A 21,921-nucleotide genomic window follows, 5' to 3' on the forward strand; every position below is an offset into this window, starting at 1 on the left:
ATAGTATCCTTTCTCTTCCGTTTTGCCCATGAGTGGAAGTGAAAAGACTTGTTTTGCTTTCAACTCCTATTATAGTGAAGAAAATCACGAAATTGTATTTCAAAAAAGGCAAAGGCCCCTTACAGGAAATGCAAGAGGCCAGATAAATCAGTAAAAGATAAAAATTATTTGTATTCCTCAGTGATAAATTGACGCACATATTGGGTGAAGACGTCCACACTATATGAAGGGAGGTTTTCTTTCTTTTTTATCATATAGATAGGACGTTTAATAGGTAGGTCGACAATGGGTAGGATTTTAACACCAACGGTTCCGGCAATGGTATTTTCAGAGACCAGGGCAACCCCAATATCATTTCTTACCATAGCCATTAGGGTATTGTCGTCGACCACCCGGTGGATAGTATGAATGGGATAGGTCTTCTTCGAAATAGAGGCCAATTGCAAGTTAGTGATCAATTTTTTGAAATTTTCGTTATCACTGGTACGAATAAAGGTGAGGTCGACCGTTTCTTGTAGGGTGACTTGGTCTTTCTTGGCTAAGGGATGAGCATCGGGCACAGCTAAGGCTAGGCGTTCTTCAAAGAGGAGTTCCGTTTCAATTTGCGTATTGTAGTTATCAAAGCCAAAGTCACTGGCAAAAACGACATCTAATTTTTCATCCAGCAAGTCTTTAATCATTTGACTAGTAGGGAGTTGTTCAAAGTTAATCTTAAGGTTGCTGTCTGCTCTTTGGCAGTAGGCTAATAGGGAGGGAATCATGTTATTAGCAATGGAAAAGAGACTGTCACAAGAAATATGAATGGTGTCGTGGCGGATATCCGCCATGGATTGGAGGTCAAAAATTCCTTCTTCAATGGTACGAATGCTTTGGTAAGCATAGCGATAAAAAACCGTCCCATAGTCAGTTAAACGGACCCGGCCTTTATTGTTAATAAATAAGGGTACACCGGTCGTTTCTTCTAGACCTTGGATAGCTCGACTGAGCGTCGAGGTGGTGATAAAGAGTTTTTCAGCGGCTAAACTATAATTTTGATGTCTAGCAGCAACGATAAAATAGTAGAGGTGCTGGAGGTTGATGGATGACATTTTCATGATTCTATACTCCTTTGAATAGGTCTTGTATTTATTGCAAGGCTGTTTTGCATTTTATCAACTGGTGAAAGAGTGAGCAATACAGTAGGATGAAGGTGTAGCAAAAGTTAAAGCGCTTTCTTATATTTTACGAAAAAAGATCAATAAGACAAGCTGCCTCCAACTTTTCTATTTATAGACCATTGCCCATATGGTTAGGATTCTGTTAAGACTTGTTATTGCTTTCATTTTATCAAAAAAATATTATGCAAAGGAGATCCTTACTATGTCAAATCCATTATTAGAAGTTATCGGAACCAAATACCCTATTCTACAAGGTGCTATGGGGGGCGTGGCTTATCACCAATTGGTAGCCGCTGTTTCAGAAGCAGGTGGTTTAGGGATAATTGCTTCAGCGGGTATGGATAAAGAAACCCTCCATGAAGAAATTAGAAAAACTCGAGAACTAACTGATAAACCATTTGGGGTTAACTTGATGTTAATGTCACCAAATATTGCTGATATGATCGAAGTTATTGCCGAAGAAAAAGTTCCGGTCGTAACAACGGGTGCTGGAAATCCTAAGCCAGTGATCGAACCCTTGCACCAAGCAGGCTGTAAGGTAATTCCAGTTGTAGCGACAGCTAGACAAGCCGCAAAAATGGAAGCAGCCGGTGTCGATGCCGTGGTCTGTGAAGGAAACGAAGCCGGTGGACATATCGGGACAGTGGCAACCATGACCCTAACCCGCGCTGTTTCTAAGGCAGTTAAGATCCCTGTGGTGACTGCTGGGGGAGTTGCTGATGGTCATGGCCTGGCTGCTGCCTTCGCTTTAGGGGCATCTGGGGCGCAATTAGGTACAGTTTTAGTGGCTAGTGAAGAAGCACCAATCGCTGATAGTTATAAGGAAGCAACTGTTTCTGCTCAAGAAAATTCAACCTTTGAAATGGCCCGTGAAATTGGTTCTCCAATTCGTTTACTACAAACCAAAGGCTCTGACCACCTGCAAGAAATTATCGATAATGGCGGTGGCCGTGAAGATTTTGAACCTGTTAGTCTAGAACTATTAGTTAAAGGGGCTAAGGGAGATACTGAAAATGGTACAGTGACCATTGGCCAAATTGCTGGTGTCGTTGAAGAAGTTCGTCCAGTAAAAGAAATTCTTGACAGCATGGTTGAAGAAGCTGACCAAGTAATTTCATCACTAAGTATTCTTTAATAACTTAAGAAGTGATAAAAGCTGGAGTATCCCCATCACTCCAGCTTTTGTTATCTATTAGATGATAGAAAGAGGAGATGGTATGAAAGGTAAATATCTTATTCTAACAATTATAATGGCCTTTACAGTAGCTGGGGCTGTCGGTTTAAATATCAATTCGGTTGGTGTCTTCTTAGGGCCGGTTTCCAAAGATTTAAATGTTCTGACTGGGACCTTTGCAATCCACGCGACCCTGATTAGTTTTGGAACGGCCTTTGCGGCTTTTGCGGTTCCGGGCGTTTTAAAAAGGTTTTCCTTTAAGAAAGTCTTGATCGTAGCTTCATTAGTGACGGCCTTGTCCACCATGGCTATGGGGTTTTCGAATTCCATGTGGCAATTCTATATTCTAGCCTTTACCCGTGGCGTTTTTGCTGCCTTTTACGGGATTGTTCCCTTACAATTATTGATTAATAATTGGTATAAGGCTAAGCATGGGACGGTTTCAAGTGTGGTTTTTGCATTTTCAGGCGTAGCTGGTGCGATTTTTGCCCCGATGTTAACCCAACTGATCCAAAGTATTGGCTGGCGACAAACCTATCTGGTTCAAGCACTTTTATTTGTTCTCTTAGCCTTACCAGCTATTATCTATCCTTTTGCCTTTGATCCCCGTGATGAAAATAAACTACCTTATGGCTATCAAGAAGAGGCAGCTGATGCGGATGAAACAGGAGACGATAGTGGGGAAGAAGCCTTCTCCTATACCCAACCGACCTTTGTCTTGTTGATTGTAGCTAGTTTATTGATCACAGCTTTAACCGGTTTAGCCCAACACTTCCCTGCTATTGGCGAAGAGTACGGTTACTTACCAACTATGGCGGCATTAATGGTATCTGCAGGAATGTTAGGGAATATTATTTTTAAAATCATTATTGGTTTTATTTCTGATGCCAAGGGTGCGATGGTGTCGGTCTACACTATGCTAGCAACCATGGTTCTCGGCCTTATTGTCATTATGACCTTTAGAGTGGCAGAAATCTCATTATTGGGAAGTTTCCTCTATGGGGCAGTCTATTCTATTTCAGCGGTTGGCTTGGCCTTGGTGACCAAGCATATTTTCTCATTAAAGTTATTTGATAAGGTCTATCCTTCAGTGAACTTTATTGCTAATGCCGGAGCGGCCGTGGCTGTTTCTATGTATGGTTACCTCTATGATTTCAGCGGCTCTTACCGCTTAGCGATTATCTTATCAATCATTTTAGCTGTTGTTTCCATTCTTTGTCTCTTTCTTGCTGATCGCTTGAAGTCTGGCCAAAACAAGGCATAAAGGAAAAGTTAATGCTAGTTCTTGACAGCTAGAGTAAAGAGCAAGTCTTTATTAGAAATAAAAATTTTTACATGTGAGCTGGACGAGGAGCCAGCTCTTTTTGCGTGATCGGGCTGAGAGTTAATAAAGATTTGTATGAAATTTTTCTAATAATAATATATATTGGATAAATTTCACAATAAAATTCAAAATGATGTATGAATTTTCTGGCAATTAAAAAAGAATGTGTTATCATTAATGAAAGCGATTACATTTATGGTTGGAAGGAGTGATTTTCTTGGCAGATTATGATTTATTAGTCATTGGTTCAGGCCCGGGAGGCTATATTGCTGCAGAAGAAGCAGCAAAGTCAGGGCTGAAAACGGCTGTCGTTGACAAAGGTCCGGTAGGGGGGACTTGTTTAAATTCAGGTTGTATTCCCATTCAAAGCTATGTTCAAAATGGCCGCTGGGCCTTACAAAGTAAGCAACTGGCCAAATATGGATTAGCTCAAGTCAGTGATGACATTGATTTTAAAGTCTTAAAGACACGGAAAGATCAAGTCGTCCAGCAAAACCAGCAAGGAATCTTACAGATCTTTAAAAGCAATGGGATTGATTTTATCGAAGGTGAAGCAGTCTTTGTCAAAGATAAGACCTTTAAGGTTAATGATCAGACCCTTAGTGCCAAAAATGTTTTATTGGCAACTGGAAGTCGGGTTTTAGAACCAACAATTCCTGGAATTGAAGGGGTAGATTATTTGACCCATGAAAGCTTTTTCCACATGGAAGATTTACCTGAGCGTTTAGTGATTGTTGGGGCCAGCGAGCATGGGGTGGAATTTGCCTTTGCTATGGCTGCCTTGGGTGTCAAGGTAAGTCTGATTGAGGAAAAGGCAACCATTATTCCAAACCAAGTCAAAGAGGTACAAGACTATGTCAAAAAGCTATTCAAAAAACTTTCTGTAGAAGTGATTGAAGGAGTAACCATTGACCATCTTAGTCCGGACCAGGTCCATCTGAGTGATGGTCAAGAGATTGGCTTTGACCAGCTTCTCTTAATGATTAGCCGGCGTCCAGATTTGACCATGGTAAAGGATATGGGACTTGAATTGGATAAAAAAGGCACTTATTTAGCAGTTGATGAAAGCTATCAATCCAGCTCTCCAGGAATCTATGGTGTTGGGGACTTAATCGGTGGATGGCCATTTGCCCATGCTGCTAGCCATGAAGGTATCAAGGCAGTCAAGGCAATCCTAGGACAGGCTGAATATCCCCTTGATTTTAATGCTGTGCCTCGTAAGATGGCGGTTGACGTTGATGTTGAAAGTTTTGGTATGCATGAAGACCAAGCCCAAGAAGCTGGCTATGATGTGATTAGTCATCAGATTCCTTTCATGATGAATGGGGCAGCCGCTGCTCTGGATGAGAGTGAAGGCTTTGTCAATATAATTAGTGAAAAACAATATGGGCAGATTTTAGGGGGCTTGGTAGTTGGCCATGGAGCCAGTGAAATCATGCATATTCTCTTAGCAGTTTATCAATGTGAAGGCACGATTGATGAATTAGCCCAAATGGTCTTTGCCCACCCTACCTTATCGGAAACTATTGGAGATGTCGCTAAAGCATTGGTAAGAAAATATTAATGAGTTAAACAGAGACAATAGGAGGAATTCATTATGGTGAAAACACAAGAACAACAACAAGAGCAAAGACAAAGCTCCGGACAAGCCCAGTTTAAAGAACGGATGGCGACCGATATTAAAACTGCCTCTGATGTTGAAGTTAAAGCCATGAGTCCGGATAAGGCCAAGGCGATCTATAAAACGATGAACGAAATTCGAGACTTTGAGGATACTGTCCACCGTTTCTTTGCCCAAGGGGAAATCCCTGGCTTTGTTCACTTGTATGCTGGTGAAGAAGCTATTGCGAGTGGTGTTTGTGCCCACTTAACTGATGATGACTATATTACCTCTACTCACCGGGGCCACGGACACTGTGTGGCTAAGGGCGGCGACCTTAAAGGCATGATGGCTGAGATCTTTGGTAAAGAGACTGGTCTCGGTAAAGGTAAGGGTGGCTCTATGCATATTGCTGACCTCGATAAGGGGATCCTAGGAGCCAACGGTATGGTTGGTGGCGGATTCGGACTAGCGGTTGGCGCTGCTATGCGTAATAAATACCTAAAAACTGACTCAGTAGCTGTTTGTTTCTTTGGGGACGGGGCTTCTAATGAAGGCTTATTCCATGAGTGTTTAAATATGGCAAGTATTTGGCAATTACCAGTTATTTTCGTTAATGAAAATAACTTCTTTGCGGAATCGACCCCACAATGGTATTCATCCGGTTCGGAAACCATCGCTGAACGGGCAGCAGCCTACAATATGCCAGGAGTCCGTGTCGATGGAAAAGATTTGATGGCTGTTTATGAAGCAGCTGGTGAAGCTATTGACCGGGCGCGTCAAGGCGGGGGGCCAACATTAATTGAATGTGTGGCTTACCGAAACTATGGTCACTTTGAGGGTGACGAACAAAAATATAAAGCCCTCTCTGGTCCTGAAAAAGAATGGGCTGACCGTGACGCTATCCAAGTCTTTAAAGACTATGCCATTGAACATGGCTTGGCCAGTCAAGAAGAATTAGAAGAAATCGAAGCCCAAGCCAAACAAGATGTGGAAGACGCAGTGGAATATGCTAAAGAAAGTCCAATTCCGGCTGCTGAAAACCTATTAACCGATGTTTTCGCTGACTAATCTGAGGATTTAGCTGAGAGAGGAGACTTTAATATGAGTAGAGAAATTGCCTTTATGACCGCAATTAATGAAGCTTTAGACCAAGCCATGGAAAAAGACGACCGCGTTGTCCTCTTAGGAGAGGATATTGCGGGTGGTCGTGAAGTTGACCATTTAGCTGAAGAAAATGAGGATGCCTGGGGTGGCGTTATGGGGGTTACCAAGGGTTTGGGACCTAAGTACGGTTTAGATCGTGTCATTGATACCCCCTTATCAGAAATGGGTTATATGGCTGCGGCAGTCGGGATGGCCGCCACTGGTTTACGTCCTGTTCCTGAATTAATGTTTAACGACTTTATCGGTTTCTGTTTAGACTCCTTATTAGGCCAAGGGTCAAAAATGCGCTATATGTTTGGTGGTAAGGCACAGATTCCAATGGTAGTTCGGACCATGCATGGGGCTGGAGCGAGTGCAGCTGCCCAACACTCAGGCTCTTATTATGGGATCTTTGGTTCCATTCCAGGAATTAAAGTGGTTGTTCCTGCCACACCCTATGATGCTAAGGGCTTACTCTTAGCGTCAATTGAAGACAATAATATTGTGGTCTTTTCTGAAGACAAGACCATTTATGGCCAAAAGGGTGAGGTCCCAGAAGAATACTATACCATCCCAATTGGTAAGGCCAATGTTTACCGCCAAGGGGATGACTTAACCATTGTGACGATTGGTAAAATGCTCTTTGTAGCGGAAGAAGTTGCTGAACGTTTGGCTGAGGACGGTATTTCAGTAGAAGTCATTGACCTCAGAACAGTTGCCCCTTGGGACCAAGAAACTGTGATTGAATCAGTGAAGAAAACCGGTCGTCTAATTGTTATTGATGAATCCAACCCACACAATAATACAGCAACCGATATTGCCTCGGTGGTGAGTGACAAGGCCTTCGATTACCTTGATGGGCCAATTAAATGTATTTGTGCTCCTAACGTACCGGTACCTTTTGCGGTGAACTTGGAACAATTATATTTACCTGATGCCGATAAGGTCATTGAAGAAGCTGCTGAACTTATTGACGACTTAAGAGCATAAGGAGGCGGAAATATATGGCGACAGAAGTAGTAATGCCAACATTAGGACTCACCATGACAGAAGGAACTATCGAACAATGGTATGTTAAAGAAGGCGATGAAGTTTCTTCAGGGGACGTCCTAGCAACGATTAGTTCAGAAAAATTATCTGGTGATGTGGAAGCCCCAGAAGCAGGAACTGTGATTAAAATTCTAGCTGATGAAGGCGACACCCTAAAATGTAAGGCTGCCATGGCTTATATTGGGGAAGCCGGTGAAGTAGTAGAAGTTGAAGACTCAACTGAAGAGGCTAGTGAAACTGAAGCAGAATCCAGCTCCAGTAGCAAAGAAAGTCCAAAAGAAACAAGCAAGGATAAAACTGATAGCAAAGCACGCCAAGGAGCCGTTAAGGGCGACCGTATCTTTATCACTCCTGTAGCCCGTAAATTAGCTGAAGAAAAAGGCTATAATATAGAGGACATTCCAGGAACAGGTGGTAATGGTCGAATTACCCGTCGTGATGTCGAACGCTATCAACCTGAAGCTAAACCTAGCCAAGTGGCCACTAGTCAAGCTGGCCAAGGTTTACCAGGTATGCGGAAGACCATTGCTAAACGGATGGTCCAAAGCTTACAAACCACTGCCCAATTGACTTTACATCGTAAGGCAGACGTTACCCAATTAAGCAAGCTGCGCCAAGAAATTAAGTCTAAAGCTGACGATGGGGCAGCACTAGGCTGGACCACCTTAATTACCCGGGCAGCTGTTAAGGCCTTAGAAGAGACGCCTGAAATGAATAGTTGGTATCATGACGGTCAATGGGAGCAACACGAAGCGGTTCATATTGGAATGGCGACCGCAGTTGCTGATGGCCTAGTGGTTCCTGTCATTAGAGATGCCCAGGGGCTCAGTTTAAGTAAGTTAGGTGAAAAGATTAATGAAGTGACTAGCCAAGCCAAGGCTGGCCAATTACCAGGGGAGCTCTATTCAGGGTCGACCTTCTCCATTACTAATATGGGAGGACGAGGCGTTGAATACTTCACCCCAGTGATCAACCCACCAGAAGCAGGTATTCTGGGTCTAGGCGCCATCCAAAAAGAATTAGCCTTTGATGAAAACGGCGAAGTGGTAGAGTTAAGTAAATTCCCATTAAGTTTAACCTTCGACCATCAATTACTAGATGGTGATCCAGCTGGCGCTTTCTTAGACCTAATTGTTTCTTATCTAGAAAATCCTTATAGTTTACTGCTATAAGAATAAGCATAATGACTATTAGTTGAACAGAGATAATAGGAGAGGGCTGGGACAGGAGTCGCAGCCTTCTTCTTATTTATAGCTGAGTAAAGGAGGGGAAAAATGGTTAATCATAAAAAACGCTTAGCCGAAAATATTGAAGCGGCCTTAAAAGAAGCTGAAAATTTGGCTATTGAGAAAAAACATAAAAATATTGCAATTGCCCATGTTTTTAACTATTTAATTGAGGATCAAGATAGTTTTACCTATCGTTTTTTAAAGTCCTTGAATGTGCCAATGAAGGCCATGCAGGCAGAAATTAATCGCGAATTATCACGTTTAGGTAGCGATTATGGTAAAAATCTCAATTATGGCCAACAATTCACTAAACAAGTCGGCGACCTCTTCCAAGGGGCAGAAAATTACCGAGAAAAACGCCAGGCCAATGAAATCACTAGTCAAGACCTCTTAATGGCCCTATTCGACCTTAAAAACAACGAATTGACCCATTGGCTAAATAATTATGTTAACCGCGCCAGTGCCCATAAAAAATTAGCCGAATACCAGGAAAAGCGGACAATTGAGAGTGACGATATGAACTTATCCTTCCCCGCTATATCCAAGTATGCTAGGAATTTAAATGCTAGCTACCGGGCGGGTGAAATGGATCCCATTATCGGCCGGGAAAAAGAACTTGCTGAGATGGTACTCATCCTATCGCGGCGGACAAAGAATAATCCCCTCCTTATCGGGGAAGCAGGAGTAGGTAAAACTGCCTTAGTCGAAGGCCTGGTCCAGCATATTGAGGAAGCTAAGCTGCCTTCCAGTTTAAAGGGAACTATCGTCATGGCCTTAGATATTGGGGCCTTGATTGCAGGGGCTAAGTACCGTGGTGATTTTGAAGAACGCTTAAAAGCCGTCCTTGATGAGGTGAAGGCTTCACAGGGAAAAATTATTCTCTTTATTGATGAAATCCATACCATTGTGGGAGCTGGAAAGACAGAAGGTGCTATGGACGCTGGAAACTTACTCAAGCCTATGTTAGCTCGAGGTGAAATTCACTGTATTGGGGCGACCACCCATCAGGAGTATCACCAATACTTCGAAAAAGACCGCGCCCTTGATCGTCGTTTCCAACGGATATTAGTTGAACAACCGACTTTATTTGAGAGTCAGGCTATTCTCAAAGGCTTACAGGCCCAATATGAAAGCTACCACCACGTTTTTATAGAAGATCAAGCCATCGAAGCAAGTGTGACTTTAAGTGATCGCTACATGACTGATCGCTATTTACCGGATAAGGCTATTGATGTCTTAGATATTGCTTGTGCAGAAGTAAGTATGGTTCTTAAAGAAGCACCAGCTAGCTTATTAACTGCTAGACAAGACCGCTATGATTTGGAGCTGACTCTAGCTAATTCTCATCTCACTTCAAGCGGTCAGGATGATGAAGTAAACCAGGTCAAAGAGGATTTAGCCAGGGCCCAAGAAAAAGAGACTGCTTTAAATGACCAGTGGCAGGCAGAAAAAGCCTTGCTTAAAAACTGGCAAGATTACCGGCAAAAATTCTTTCAAGCCCACTTAGACCTGAAGCAGGCGCAAAAAAGCTTTGATAGTCGAGTGGTGAAAGTCTTAGAAGAGGAAAGCATTCCCCAGCTGGAAGAAAAAATCAAAAAAGTGAAGGCAGACTATCAAGCCGTCCTAAAAGATGGTGACCAGGCCCTATTAGATCCTTGGGTGAGAAAGAATGATGTCGCCAAGGTGATTGCGCGTCAAACCGGCATTCCTGTTGCCCAAGTGGCTGAAGAGGAACGGAAAAAATTAATGCACTTAGCTAGCCGTTTACACCAACGTATTGTCGGCCAAGACCCTGCTGTTCAAGCCGTTAGTCAGGCAGTGATTCGTTCTCGCGCTGATGTCCAAGACCCTAACCGCCCGATTGGTTCTTTCTTATTCCTTGGTCCCACAGGGGTAGGAAAGACCGAACTAGCCAAAGCGCTAGCTGACCAGTTATTTAATGATGAAGAAAAAATCATCCGTTTAGACATGAGTGAATATATGGAAAAGCATAGTGTGGCCCGCTTAGTTGGGGCGCCTCCTGGCTATGTTGGTTATGAAGAAGGGGGACAATTAACGGAAGCAGTTCGTAGACAACCCTATGCGGTTATTCTTTTAGATGAAATTGAAAAGGCTCACCGGGATGTCTTTAACCTCTTATTACAAATTCTAGATGATGGCCGGCTAACAGATAACCAGGGTCAAGTGATTGATTTCAAAAATACTATTTTGATTATGACCAGTAATTTAGGTTCGGATATTCTGCTTGCGGATATGCTTCAGCATAAAAACAGTGAGATATCGCATGAAGCTCGTCAAGCAGTAACTAAGAAACTCCAAGAACATTTCCGACCTGAATTTTTAAACCGGATTGATGATACCATTCTCTTTTCAGCCCTATCTAAAGAAGATATGGAGGCGATTGTTGAGAAACTCCTAGACCAGTTGAAAGTCCGCTTAAGTCAGCAAGACATCTTCATAAGCTATCAAGAAGGCTTAAAGGATTGCTTAGCCGAATCAGCTTATCAACCTGAGTATGGGGCCCGGCCCTTAAAGCGCTTTATTCGTAAACACCTGGAAACGCCTCTAGCAGAAAGAATTATTAGTGGACAGATTCAAGCACAAGACCAAGTGACTCTCTCTTATGATAAAGACAGTGAGCAAGTGATTTTTAAAGTGAAGTAAAGCTAAGAAGGAGCTTTTTCTTTGGGCTGGCCTTAAAGGTCAGCTCTTTTTTCATTTTCCAGGGGATTTTTGATAAATAATTTGACTAACTTTGACTAAATATGTTGATCAATACTGACCAATATGTTATAATAGTCAATGTAAAGGTTAAAAGATACCTTTAAAATGAATGAATCAAAGGAGCGAAGAGAATGAATAATATGGAAATGACAAGAAGTTTACAAGAAGCTCTTGCAAATGCCCAACAAATTGCGATGACAAGACATCATCAAGAAATCTCGATTCCGCATCTCTTCAAAGCATTAGTACAACCTGGACAATTTGCTTATAATTTTTATCATCAAATGAATATTCCTATGGATGAACTCGATAAGGAACTTGACCGTGAACTGGACAGTATCGCTGTTGTCAATGGCAGCAATGTGCAATACGGACAAAGTATTTCCCGTTCCCTAGCAGAATTATTGCAAACCGCCCAAGAAGAGGCCAAAGAATTCCAAGATGAATACTTGTCTACTGAAATTGTATTACTAAGTCTGTTTAAATTGAACTATCTTGACCTCACTAAGTGGTTAAAATCTTATACCAGTTATGACCAAGTCAAGGACAAAATCAAAGACCTGAGAAAGGGTGATCGCGTGACCTCACAAAACGCTGAAGAAAATTATGATTCCCTAGAGAAATACGGGAGCGATTTAACCGCGATTGCTAGAGAAGGGAAAATGGATCCCATTATTGGCCGTGACGATGAAATTCGTGACGTTATCCGGATCCTCTCTAGAAAAACCAAGAATAACCCTGTTCTGATTGGGGAACCGGGTGTTGGTAAAACCGCTATTGTCGAAGGTTTGGCCCAAAGAATCGTCAAGGGTGACGTGCCAAGTAACCTACGTGATAAGACTATCTTTTCTCTCGATATGGGGTCCTTATTAGCAGGGGCTAAGTATCGGGGAGAATTTGAAGAACGCTTGAAAGCTGTTCTTAATGAAATTAAGAAATCAGACGGAGAAATCATCCTCTTTATTGATGAAATCCACACCATAGTTGGTGCTGGTAAGGCAGAAGGGGCTATGGATGCTGGTAACCTCTTGAAACCCATGTTAGCCCGTGGTGAGTTGCACTGTATTGGGGCGACTACCTTAGATGAATACCGTGAATACATGGAAACAGATAAGGCTTTAGAGCGTCGTTTCCAAAAGGTTTTAGTTAATGAACCGACCGTTGAAGATACTATTTCAATCTTACGGGGCCTAAGAGAAAGTTTTGAAAACCACCACCACGTTAAAATCCATGACCAAGCTTTGGTGACGGCAGCTGAATTATCTGACCGTTACATCACTGACCGTTATCTTCCTGACAAGGCTATTGACTTAGTCGATGAGGCTAGCGCTGAGATTCGGGTGGAAATGAATTCCATGCCAACGGAACTTGACCAACAACGGCGCCGTCAATTGCAATTAGAAATTGAAGAAGAAGCCTTAAAAGAGGAAGATGACCCCGCTTCTAAGGAACGCTTAGAAGAATTGCAAAAAGAATTGGCTGAAGTCCGTGAAAAGACCAACCAATTGACCTTGGAATGGGAAGATGAAAAAGCCTCCCTCAGCCATATCCAAGACAAACGTCAAGAAATTGACGATGCTAAACGACAACTTGAAATCGCGCAAAATAATTATGACTTAGAAAAGGCTGCCCAACTGCAACATGGGACTCTACCTAAGTTGGCTAAAGAATTAGAAGATATGGAAGAAAAATACGAAACTGAAGCTAGTGGTAAACCAAGTTTAGTCCAAGAATCGGTCACCGAGGACCAAATTGAAGAAGTGGTTTCTCGCCAAACCGGTATCCCAGTGACTAAGTTAGCCCAAAATGAACGGGAAAAATTACTTGACCTGGCTGACCGCCTGCATGTACGGGTGATCGGGCAAGACCAAGCGGTTAATAGCGTAACGGATACGGTTCTCCGTTCTCGGGCAGGGATCCAAGATCCTAACCGGCCGCTAGGTTCCTTCCTCTTCTTAGGGCCAACTGGGGTAGGTAAGACTGAACTGGCTAAGGCTTTAGCTGAACAAATCTTTGACTCTGAAGATAACATGATCCGTATCGATATGAGTGAATACATGGAAAAAGCCAATGTGTCTCGTTTAGTTGGGGCTTCACCTGGCTATATAGGTTATGAAGAAGGGGGACAATTAACCGAAGCAGTCCGCCGTCATCCCTATTCCGTTGTCCTCTTGGATGAAATTGAAAAAGCCCATAGTGATGTTTATAACATCCTCCTCCAAATTCTTGACGATGGGCGTTTGACAGATGGTCAAGGCCGGACAGTGGACTTTAAGAATACCATTATTATCATGACCAGTAACATCGGTTCTGATATACTCCTAGAAGATGCCAAAGATGGGAATACTTCAGAAATATCTACTGAGGCTCAAGACAAGGTTAAAGACCGCCTCTATACTTATTTCAAACCTGAATTCCTTAACCGGATTGACGATATTATCCTCTTTACGCCATTGTCACAAGACAATATGCATGGGATTGTTGCCAAGATGCTGGCCGGACTCAATAAACGTCTCAAAGACCAACACATTCAATTACACTTCAGCGATGAATTAATTGATTGGATTGCTGAGACGGCTTATGAACCTGAATTTGGTGCTCGTCCACTCCGCCGCTTTATCACCAATGAAGTGGAAACGCCATTGGCTCGCGCTATAATCGCCGGAGATGTCGCCGCTGGCCAAGAGGTTGAAGTGGACTATGACAAGGACCAAGACCGGGCTAGCTTTGAAAAAATCAAAGAAGCCTAAGCTAATGAATAGCGATTAAAATAATGATCTGAGAGAGGCTGTGACCATAGTCGCAGCCTCTTTTATTAATTACTAGCTATGAGGAAAACCTAGTAAATACAATTTCCTTTTTCACTGGCCTAGTCCTAGTTAAATGCTGAAATCTTTGCTAAAATAGTCTTGTTCATTATTTTTTCTTAGCTAGAAAGGTGTAGGAAATGCCAGCACTTACTTATGAATTAATCAAAACGGAAAAGCACACGGGTGCTCGCTTAGGGCGGGTGACCACGCCGCATGGGTCATTTGAAACACCTATTTTCATGCCAGTCGGAACCCTAGCCACAGTCAAGGGACTATCTCCTGAAGAGTTGAAGGGCCTGGGAGCAGAAATCATTCTTTCCAATACCTACCATTTGTGGTTACGCCCGGGAGATGATATCGTTAAAGAAGCTGGCGGTCTACACCAATTTATGAATTGGGACCGTCCTATCTTGACTGATTCTGGAGGTTTTCAGGTCTTCTCGCTAACTAAGATCCGCCGCCTGGAAGAGGAAGGGGTCTATTTTAGAAGCCACCTAAACGGCCACCGGCTTTTCTTAAGTCCTGAAAAAGCGATTTCCATTGAAAATAACTTAGGGGCAGACATTATTATGAGTTTGGACGAATGTCCTCCATTTGATGCTTCTTATGATTATATGAAGAATAGTATTAATCGTACGACCCGCTGGGCTGAACGGGGCTTAGCGGCCCACCAGCGTCCGGGAGACCAAGCCCTATTTGGAATTATCCAGGGGGGTGGCTATAAGGACTTAAGACTCCAGCATGCCCAGGATTTAATTAATCTCGATTTTCCGGGTTATTCTATTGGTGGTCTTTCAGTAGGGGAGTCTAAGGAAGAAATGTACGCAGTCCTTGACTACTTGACTCCAGTTATGCCTAGCCACAAACCCCGTTACCTGATGGGGGTGGGGAGCCCAGATGCTTTGATTGAAGGGGCTATTCGCGGGATAGATATGTTTGACTGTGTCCTTGCGACCCGGATCGCCCGTAATGGGACCTGTATGACTAGTCGAGGCCGTTTAGTAGTAAAGAACGCCACTTTTAAACGTGATTTTAGACCCTTAGATGAAGCTTGTTCCTGTTATACCTGTCAAAACTATAGTCGGGCCTACATCAGACACTTGATCCATACCAATGAGATCTTAGGGGCGCGTTTGACCAGTATTCATAACTTGCACTTCCTGACTGATCTCATGGCCAATGTCCGTCAAGCCATTCGTGAGGATAACTTACTTGAATTTAAGGCAGACTTTTTTGAACGTTATGGCTTAAACAAGAAAAATCCTAAGAATTTTTAGTATAATTGAGTTAATAAATAGATGGAGGTTATAAATTATGGTAAGTATTTTATTATATATTGTTATTATTGGTGCGATGATGTATTTCTTAATGATTCGTCCAGCCAAGAAGCAACAAGAACAAAAGAAGCAAATGATGGATAGCTTAACTGTTGGTGACGAAGTGGTGATGATTTCAGGTTTACACGGGGTAGTTTCTGAAATTGATGAAACGAATAACACCGTAACTATCGACGTTGAAGGTGTTTTCTTAGTTTTTGAACGCGCTAGTGTGGCTCAAATTAAAAACCATCAAGCGGGTACTGGCCAAACTCCGACTGAGCCAGAAGATATTCAAGCGGACAGTAATGATGATGAAACGGTTGATGTGGTGACTACCGATGAAGATACGATCCTAATCAAGGATGAGGATGAGCAATAATTGTGAAGAAGACGAACAATAGCTTATCCAAATGGCAAAGTTTATTAATTCAGCCGCTTTGTCAAAAGAAGGCGCGTGAGTTTAAACGAGCGGGTTATCCAAAAATCAGTCGTCATGATGTCGAAAAATATTTTACTGACTTTGCTTGGAAACACCAATTGCCGGCTTCTTACCAGGAACGTAAGCAAGCCATTAAGCAACTGTCGATTAATCAATATTTTGATTACTTGCAATTGGAGGCCACGGTCTATGATGTTCCTTCATTAGACCACATCGATATCCAAAGTCTATTGTGATGCTTAAACAGGTTGGGTGAGAGCTCAGCCTTTTTATTTTGGCTTGGAAGAGCGCCATCATGAAAGCAGGGACCGAATTTATGCTATGATAATTTTATTAAGGAGACGAGGAGGTGACTTATGCGTCGTATCGGTGTTTTAGAATTTAGGGAGCCCAAAATCGATCCTTCAAGAAAAATTCTTCACGTAGATATGGATGCCTTCTATGCTTCAATTGAACAACGTGACCATCCCCACCTACGGGGAAAACCGGTGATCATTGCCCAACATCCTAAAGAAAACAGTGGCAAGGGTGTAGTGGCAACGGCGAGCTATGAAGCGCGAAAATTTGGAGTGCATTCTGCCATGAGTGCTAGTGAGGCCTACCGTTTATGCCCCCAGGCTTACTTTGTTAAGGGCAATAAGGACTACTACCGCAAAGTCGGTGAAGACGTCCGCGATATCTTCCGTGAATATACTGATATTATTGAACCTCTCTCTATCGATGAAGCTTTTCTGGACGTGACTAACAATCACTACCAACTCCTTTACGCCATGGACGTGGCTGAACGGATTCAAAAGGATATCTATTATAAACTGGGGCTCACCTGTAGTATTGGAGTTTCTTATAATAAATTTATCGCTAAGCTAGCCTCTGACTTTCATAAACCGCATGGCATGACTATCATTACTCCCAAACGGGCGCTTGCTTTTTTAGAAGAACTCCCCATTGAAAAGTTTTACGGGATTGGTAAGCGTACCAGTGAAAAAATGCATGAGTTAAATATTTATAAGGGAAAAGATCTCAAAGAATTGTCTCAGGAAGATTGTATTAAACATTTCGGTAAGGCGGGGATTGTCCTCTATGAGCGGGTTAGGGGAGTGGATGACCGTCCCGTTAAAGCACGAACTAGTCGTAAGTCCAATGGCACGGAAACGACCCTCTATCCCTTTCTTTATCATGATGACCAAGTTAATGAAGTCTTAAGACATCTTGCCCAGAAGGTAGCTAATAGCCTGCAAGACAAAAATATTCAAGGACAAACAGTGACCTTGAAATTCCGCTATGGCAATTTTGAAACCACCACCCGCCAACGGGCCTTGAAGGATCCGATTAATTCTTATGATGATATTTATTTTCATGCCCAAGACTTGTGGGAACAGTATGGTGATGTTAGTCAGGGGGTTCGATTATTAGGCATTACCCTGAGTGATTTATTAACCGTGGATTTTGAAAATATCCGGCTACCCTTGTATTAGTTAACGAAGAGGAAGAAAAATGACTACTAAGCATGAACAAGTAATTCAATATATCAAAGACCTCCCAGTTGACCATAGCATTTCGGTCAGGAGTCTAGCACGCAACCTGGACGTGTCCCAAGGGACCGCCTACCGGGGAATTAAGGAGGCGGAGAACCGCGGCCTCGTTCAAACCATAGACCGGGTAGGGACAGTCCGGGTTGAAGAGGCGGAAAGTCCTAAATACCAAGCTATGTCAGTAGGAGAAGTCGTCTCTTTGACCAATGCTAAGGTCTTTGGCGGTGAAGAGGGATTGGACTATATGATCCGTGACTTTATTATTGGAGCCATGAAGGTCTCTTCGATTGTTAGCTATTTGAAACCTAACCTACTCATGATCACGGGGAACCGGGACAATGTTCAAGAACTGGCCTTATCCCACGATGTTCCCGTTATCATTTCCGGGGGCTTTAGCCCGAGTCAAAGGATGGTCGACTTGGCTAACCAACGCCAAATTCCTTTGCTTGGCGTGAGCTTTGACTCCTATTCGACGGTTAAGATTATTAATAAGGTCCTGGTTGAGCGAGCAATTCAACAAAATATTGTCCTGGTCGAAGATATTTATGTCCCCTTAGACCGGGTCAAGTTCCTCTTTCAGGACGACAAGGTGAGCCGCTACCGGCAGTTGAATGAAGAGAGTAACCATACGCGTTTTCCTGTCCTCAATCATAACTATGAAGTGGTCGGGGTCATTGCAGCTAAGGATATTCTCGATGCTAATGCGGATTCCCCCATTGTTGAAGTCATGACCCCTTCGCCCTTGGTAGCTAAATTAAAAATGAGTGTGGCCAGTATCACCCAGCTCATGCTGTGGGATAATTTAGAAATGGCCCCTGTGGTCGATGACCAGGGCAAGTTAGTGGGGATTATGTCCCGGCAAGATGTCCTCTATACCATGCAGTTTAACGAAAACGCTGCTTACAAAGATTACCGCTTAGAGATTCTATTAAACGATAAGCTCAAACGTGCGGCCAGTGACCGGTCGGAATTATTTTATACCTTCCAAAGTGATGGGTCTTTTGCTAACCACCTGGGGACCCTATCGGAGAGTCTTCTAGCCACCTTGATCAATGTGGCAACTTGCCGGTATATAAAAGACGCTATCGGGGAGTTAGCTATTATTGAATCAATGAATTACTATTACTTTGCCGCTGTTGACTGCGACAAATCCATTCAAATCTACCCTGAAATGCTTTACCATAGTAGACAAAATTGTAAGATAAGTATTAAAGTCTACTACCAGCAATTAAATATTGCCCAAGCCATTATATCTGTCAACTTATTTAGACAGTAAGAAGCCATATAGAAAGAGTGAAAACTTGTGATCAGTGATATTATTCAAGCCATTAAAGACTATGAAACCATAATTATCCACCGCCATGTCAACCCAGACCCCGATGCCCTGGGATCACAAATGGGACTCAAGGCTGTCTTAGAAGCTACTTTCCCAAAGAAAAAGATCTATGCGGCTGGGGAAAATGAACCTTCCCTGGCTAATTTTGGCCAAATGGATGAGATTCCTGATGACCTATACCCTGAAGCCTTAGTGATTATTAATGATACTGCTAACACCGAACGCATTGATGACCAACGATATCAGAAGGCAAAAATGGTGATTAAAGTTGACCACCATCCTAACCATGATTCTTATGGGGATATCAACTATGTCCTTCCAGAAGCTAGTGCAGCCAGTGAAATTTGGGCCGATATCCTCTTAAGTCATCCGGAGACCTTTACTATGACTGATCAAGGAGCAGAATATTTATTCTTAGGGATCGTCGGCGATACTGGACGTTTCCTATACGACAATACTTCCGTAAAAACGATGGCCATTGCCACCGAATTACGCAAATACGATTTCCCAGCTAGCGAACGCATGCAGGCTTCCTTAACCGAAAGTATGGGTCAAGCGCGCTTGAAAGGCTATGTCCTAGAAAACTTTAAATTAAGCGAAGATGGTTTGGTTAATGCGGTCTTTATTAGCCAAGAAGTCTTAAAGGAATTGGGAGTAACCGAGGCGGAATCCCATAATATTGTGCAAACACCGGGATCGATCCAAGGTGTCCTGGCCTGGGTAATCTTTGTTGAAAAAGCCGATGGATCCATGCGCTGCCGTATTCGCAGTAAGGGGCCTGCCATCAACCAAGTGGCTGAGGGCCATGAAGGGGGCGGACATGCCAAGGCATCAGGCGCCAATGCCTATTCCAAGGCAGAGTGCCAAGAAATTGTGGCAGAATTGAATGAAGCTGCTAAAAATTATTTAAAAGAAAAGGGCAATGAAGGCTAAATTTTGTCTTAACTAATAAACAAATTCGCCCCTCGGCGGTGATTTTTCTTATTAATTATTAGTATTTTAAAAAGGCTGCAAGCAAATGGACTTGCAGCCTCTTTTTAGACATGGTATATGACGTGTTTTCGTCCCTTGATGTGACTGTCGTACTCTTTAGTTGAGTTCGAATGCCGCCTTGAAGTCGCTTCAGAAAATGCCAACGCACAGATTTCTGTGCTTATGGTATTTTCCTCCAGCGATTCAAGCCTTTGGTGGCATTCTCACATCCTAACCAAACCTGTTCCGGATGCAGATCGATCTCCACTTCACTAAAGCGCAAGAAATTCTTTTCAAGAATTTTTGCACTTTAACTCCAGTTGCTATAGCTGTAGGAAGCAAAGCGACGTACAGATATAGTATGCGTAGCTCTATCGATCTTTAGTGCACCCGTCACACTCTATTCCAAACCTGCTCCAGTCACAGGACGAACGTCCGCTTCAAAAACTGAAAACGCTCAGCCTCACTGAGCTTATTCCAGTTTTCTCCAGCGATTTCGTCCTTTGTTGTGACTGTCGCACTCTTTTTAGTATTGTGGGTTGATCCAGCGGCGGCCGTCGCTTTCGATCAGGTCTTTTGCGGCTTCGGGGCCCTTGGTCATGGCGGGATAGTTAGGGAAGGCTGGGGGATCGAGTTGTAACCAGGCATCCTTAATGGAGTCGGCGATCCGCCATTGTTCTTTGAGCTCCTCCCAAGTCGTAAATAGCATCTGATTACCAAGGAAGGCGTAGTAGATGAGAATTTCGTAGGATTCACTGGCCACCCGTGATTCGAGGATTTCCTTATCAGGCAGCATGCGCATGGTTTGCGGTTTAAAGCCCCCTTTAAAGGCTTTTTGATTCATGGAGACTTCTAAGCCGTATTCAGGGGTAATCACAAAGGTCATCCGGTTAGGAGAATCGCAGGTCGACAAGTTATCCTTGAGGACCGCTTCAACTGTGGTATATTTTCCGCTGCTGAGTGCCTTACCTGTTCGGAAATAAAAGGGTGTTCCCTGCCAACGGTCATTGTTGATACGGAACTTACCAGCGACAAAGGTTTCGGTACTACTGTCTTCACTAACCCCTTCCAGGTCGCGATAGGCCGGCTCACTCCCATCTTTTGCTTGACCATATTGGCCCCGGACAATATTAGTTTGGACACTTTCAAGGTCAAAAGAAGGAATTTCTCTTAAAAAGGCTTCTTTCTTAGGATGGAGGTCGTCTTGAGAGTTAGGTAAGTCCATGCCTACAAAGGAGATCACTTGTAGGATATGGTTTTGGAACATATCTAAGAGGGCTCCAGTTTGGTCATAATAGCCCCCCCGACTCCCCACTGGTAAATCTTCTGACAGGGTGACTTGGAAGTGGTCAATATAGTTGTGGTTCCAGATGGCTTCGAAAAAGGGATTATACTGCCGGGTTGCCCAAATATTTAGGACACTTTCCTTGCCAACATAGTGGTCAATACGATAAATATCGCTTTCTGCAAAGGAGATATTAAGGGCCTGATTAAGTGATTGGGCAGAAGCCAGGTCAACACCAAAAGGTTTTTCTAAAATAACCCGGTGGTTACCTGGAATATCGATAATCCCGGTTTTCTTTAAGTGGTGAGAGGTGATTTCAAAGAGACTAGGGGCAATGGATAAGTAATAAAGAAAGTTCTTATCAGTTTGATATTGCTTTTGCAGGTCTAGCATTTTGTCCTTGAGTAGGATATAATCCTCTGTTTGTGAAGCATCATTTGAGATATAATAAAAATGCTGGGCAAATTCACCAGCTACTGCTCTCAAACTCTCATCCTTGGTATAGTTAATAATTGATTCAACGATGATCTCATGATAGTGTTCATCTGTCCAAGGGCGGCGAGAAGTGCCGATCAAGGCAAAACGCTGGCTGAGCCAGCCTTGTTGGTAGAGGTGAAATAAAGAGGGATATAATTTCCGTTGGGCAAGGTCACCGGATGCCCCGAAGAGAACAATGATTCCCGAAACTTGTTGGTCCATTGTGATAAGTCCTTTCATTTTTTCATTTTCAAAGTGGTTTTATTATAGAATGTCTATCAGCTGAATGCAATCTGGCTAGCAGGTCTTTATAAACCCTAAATTATAACCACTAGTCGTCGGCTTGG

16 protein-coding genes are annotated in these 21,921 nt (G+C 43.0%); 14 read left to right on the forward strand and 2 right to left on the reverse strand.

The features are described from left to right. Window positions 1-164: 164 nt before the first annotated feature. Window positions 165-1,094 (reverse strand): LysR family transcriptional regulator, encoded by a 930-nt coding sequence (locus tag AWM73_RS02320; RefSeq protein WP_060777911.1) that lies wholly within the window; start codon window positions 1,092-1,094, stop codon window positions 165-167. Window positions 1,095-1,359: 265 nt separating this feature from the next. On the opposite strand from AWM73_RS02320, the gene AWM73_RS02325 reads away from it, so the two are divergent. From AWM73_RS02325 to AWM73_RS02390, 14 genes are all read left to right on the forward strand, one after another. Beyond that, on the forward strand, window positions 1,360-2,292 hold the full coding sequence (locus AWM73_RS02325; protein ID WP_060777912.1) for an NAD(P)H-dependent flavin oxidoreductase: 933 nt from the start codon (window positions 1,360-1,362) through the stop codon (window positions 2,290-2,292). Window positions 2,293-2,374: 82 nt separating this feature from the next. After that, a complete protein-coding gene (locus AWM73_RS02330; RefSeq protein ID WP_060777913.1) occupies window positions 2,375-3,595 on the forward strand; it encodes an MFS transporter in 1,221 nt (406 codons plus the stop codon). Between the two features lie 277 nt (window positions 3,596-3,872). Further along, window positions 3,873-5,219, forward strand: a complete 1,347-nt coding sequence (locus AWM73_RS02335) for a dihydrolipoyl dehydrogenase family protein (protein ID WP_060777914.1) — start codon at window positions 3,873-3,875, stop codon at window positions 5,217-5,219. Window positions 5,220-5,321: 102 nt separating this feature from the next. Next, the gene (locus AWM73_RS02340) at window positions 5,322-6,326 is read left to right on the forward strand and encodes a thiamine pyrophosphate-dependent dehydrogenase E1 component subunit alpha (RefSeq protein ID WP_143238437.1); all 1,005 of its coding nucleotides are present in this window, start codon (window positions 5,322-5,324) and stop codon (window positions 6,324-6,326) included. A gap of 33 nt (window positions 6,327-6,359) precedes the next feature. After that, window positions 6,360-7,391, forward strand: coding sequence for an alpha-ketoacid dehydrogenase subunit beta (locus AWM73_RS02345; protein ID WP_060777916.1), 1,032 nt, complete (start codon window positions 6,360-6,362; stop codon window positions 7,389-7,391). A gap of 14 nt (window positions 7,392-7,405) precedes the next feature. Next, a complete protein-coding gene (locus AWM73_RS02350) occupies window positions 7,406-8,623 on the forward strand; it encodes a dihydrolipoamide acetyltransferase family protein (protein ID WP_060777917.1) in 1,218 nt (405 codons plus the stop codon). Between the two features lie 102 nt (window positions 8,624-8,725). Continuing rightward, window positions 8,726-11,344: an ATP-dependent Clp protease ATP-binding subunit gene (locus tag AWM73_RS02355; RefSeq protein WP_060777918.1), complete on the forward strand. Its 2,619-nt coding sequence runs from the start codon at window positions 8,726-8,728 to the stop codon at window positions 11,342-11,344. Window positions 11,345-11,535: 191 nt separating this feature from the next. Continuing rightward, on the forward strand, window positions 11,536-14,154 hold the full coding sequence (gene clpB / locus AWM73_RS02360) for an ATP-dependent chaperone ClpB (RefSeq protein ID WP_060777919.1): 2,619 nt from the start codon (window positions 11,536-11,538) through the stop codon (window positions 14,152-14,154). Between the two features lie 197 nt (window positions 14,155-14,351). After that, the gene (tgt, locus tag AWM73_RS02365) at window positions 14,352-15,491 is read left to right on the forward strand and encodes a tRNA guanosine(34) transglycosylase Tgt (RefSeq protein ID WP_060777920.1); all 1,140 of its coding nucleotides are present in this window, start codon (window positions 14,352-14,354) and stop codon (window positions 15,489-15,491) included. 37 nt (window positions 15,492-15,528) lie between these two features. Beyond that, window positions 15,529-15,912: a preprotein translocase subunit YajC gene (gene yajC / locus AWM73_RS02370; RefSeq protein WP_060777921.1), complete on the forward strand. Its 384-nt coding sequence runs from the start codon at window positions 15,529-15,531 to the stop codon at window positions 15,910-15,912. Between the two features lie 2 nt (window positions 15,913-15,914). Beyond that, window positions 15,915-16,208, forward strand: coding sequence for a post-transcriptional regulator (locus tag AWM73_RS02375; protein ID WP_060777922.1), 294 nt, complete (start codon window positions 15,915-15,917; stop codon window positions 16,206-16,208). Between the two features lie 120 nt (window positions 16,209-16,328). Then, the gene (dinB, locus tag AWM73_RS02380) at window positions 16,329-17,447 is read left to right on the forward strand and encodes a DNA polymerase IV (RefSeq protein ID WP_060777923.1); all 1,119 of its coding nucleotides are present in this window, start codon (window positions 16,329-16,331) and stop codon (window positions 17,445-17,447) included. Between the two features lie 19 nt (window positions 17,448-17,466). Then, a complete protein-coding gene (locus AWM73_RS02385) occupies window positions 17,467-18,780 on the forward strand; it encodes a DRTGG domain-containing protein (protein ID WP_060777924.1) in 1,314 nt (437 codons plus the stop codon). A gap of 30 nt (window positions 18,781-18,810) precedes the next feature. Beyond that, window positions 18,811-19,773, forward strand: a complete 963-nt coding sequence (locus AWM73_RS02390; protein WP_060779048.1) for a DHH family phosphoesterase — start codon at window positions 18,811-18,813, stop codon at window positions 19,771-19,773. Window positions 19,774-20,338: 565 nt separating this feature from the next. Here AWM73_RS02390 and zwf read toward each other — a convergent pair. Next, window positions 20,339-21,796, reverse strand: a complete 1,458-nt coding sequence (zwf, locus tag AWM73_RS02395; protein WP_060777925.1) for a glucose-6-phosphate dehydrogenase — start codon at window positions 21,794-21,796, stop codon at window positions 20,339-20,341. Window positions 21,797-21,921: the final 125 nt, after the last annotated feature.

The sequence above is a fragment of the Aerococcus urinae genome (assembly GCF_001543175.1).
In the GTDB taxonomy this organism is placed as follows: Bacteria; Bacillota; Bacilli; order Lactobacillales; family Aerococcaceae; genus Aerococcus; species Aerococcus urinae.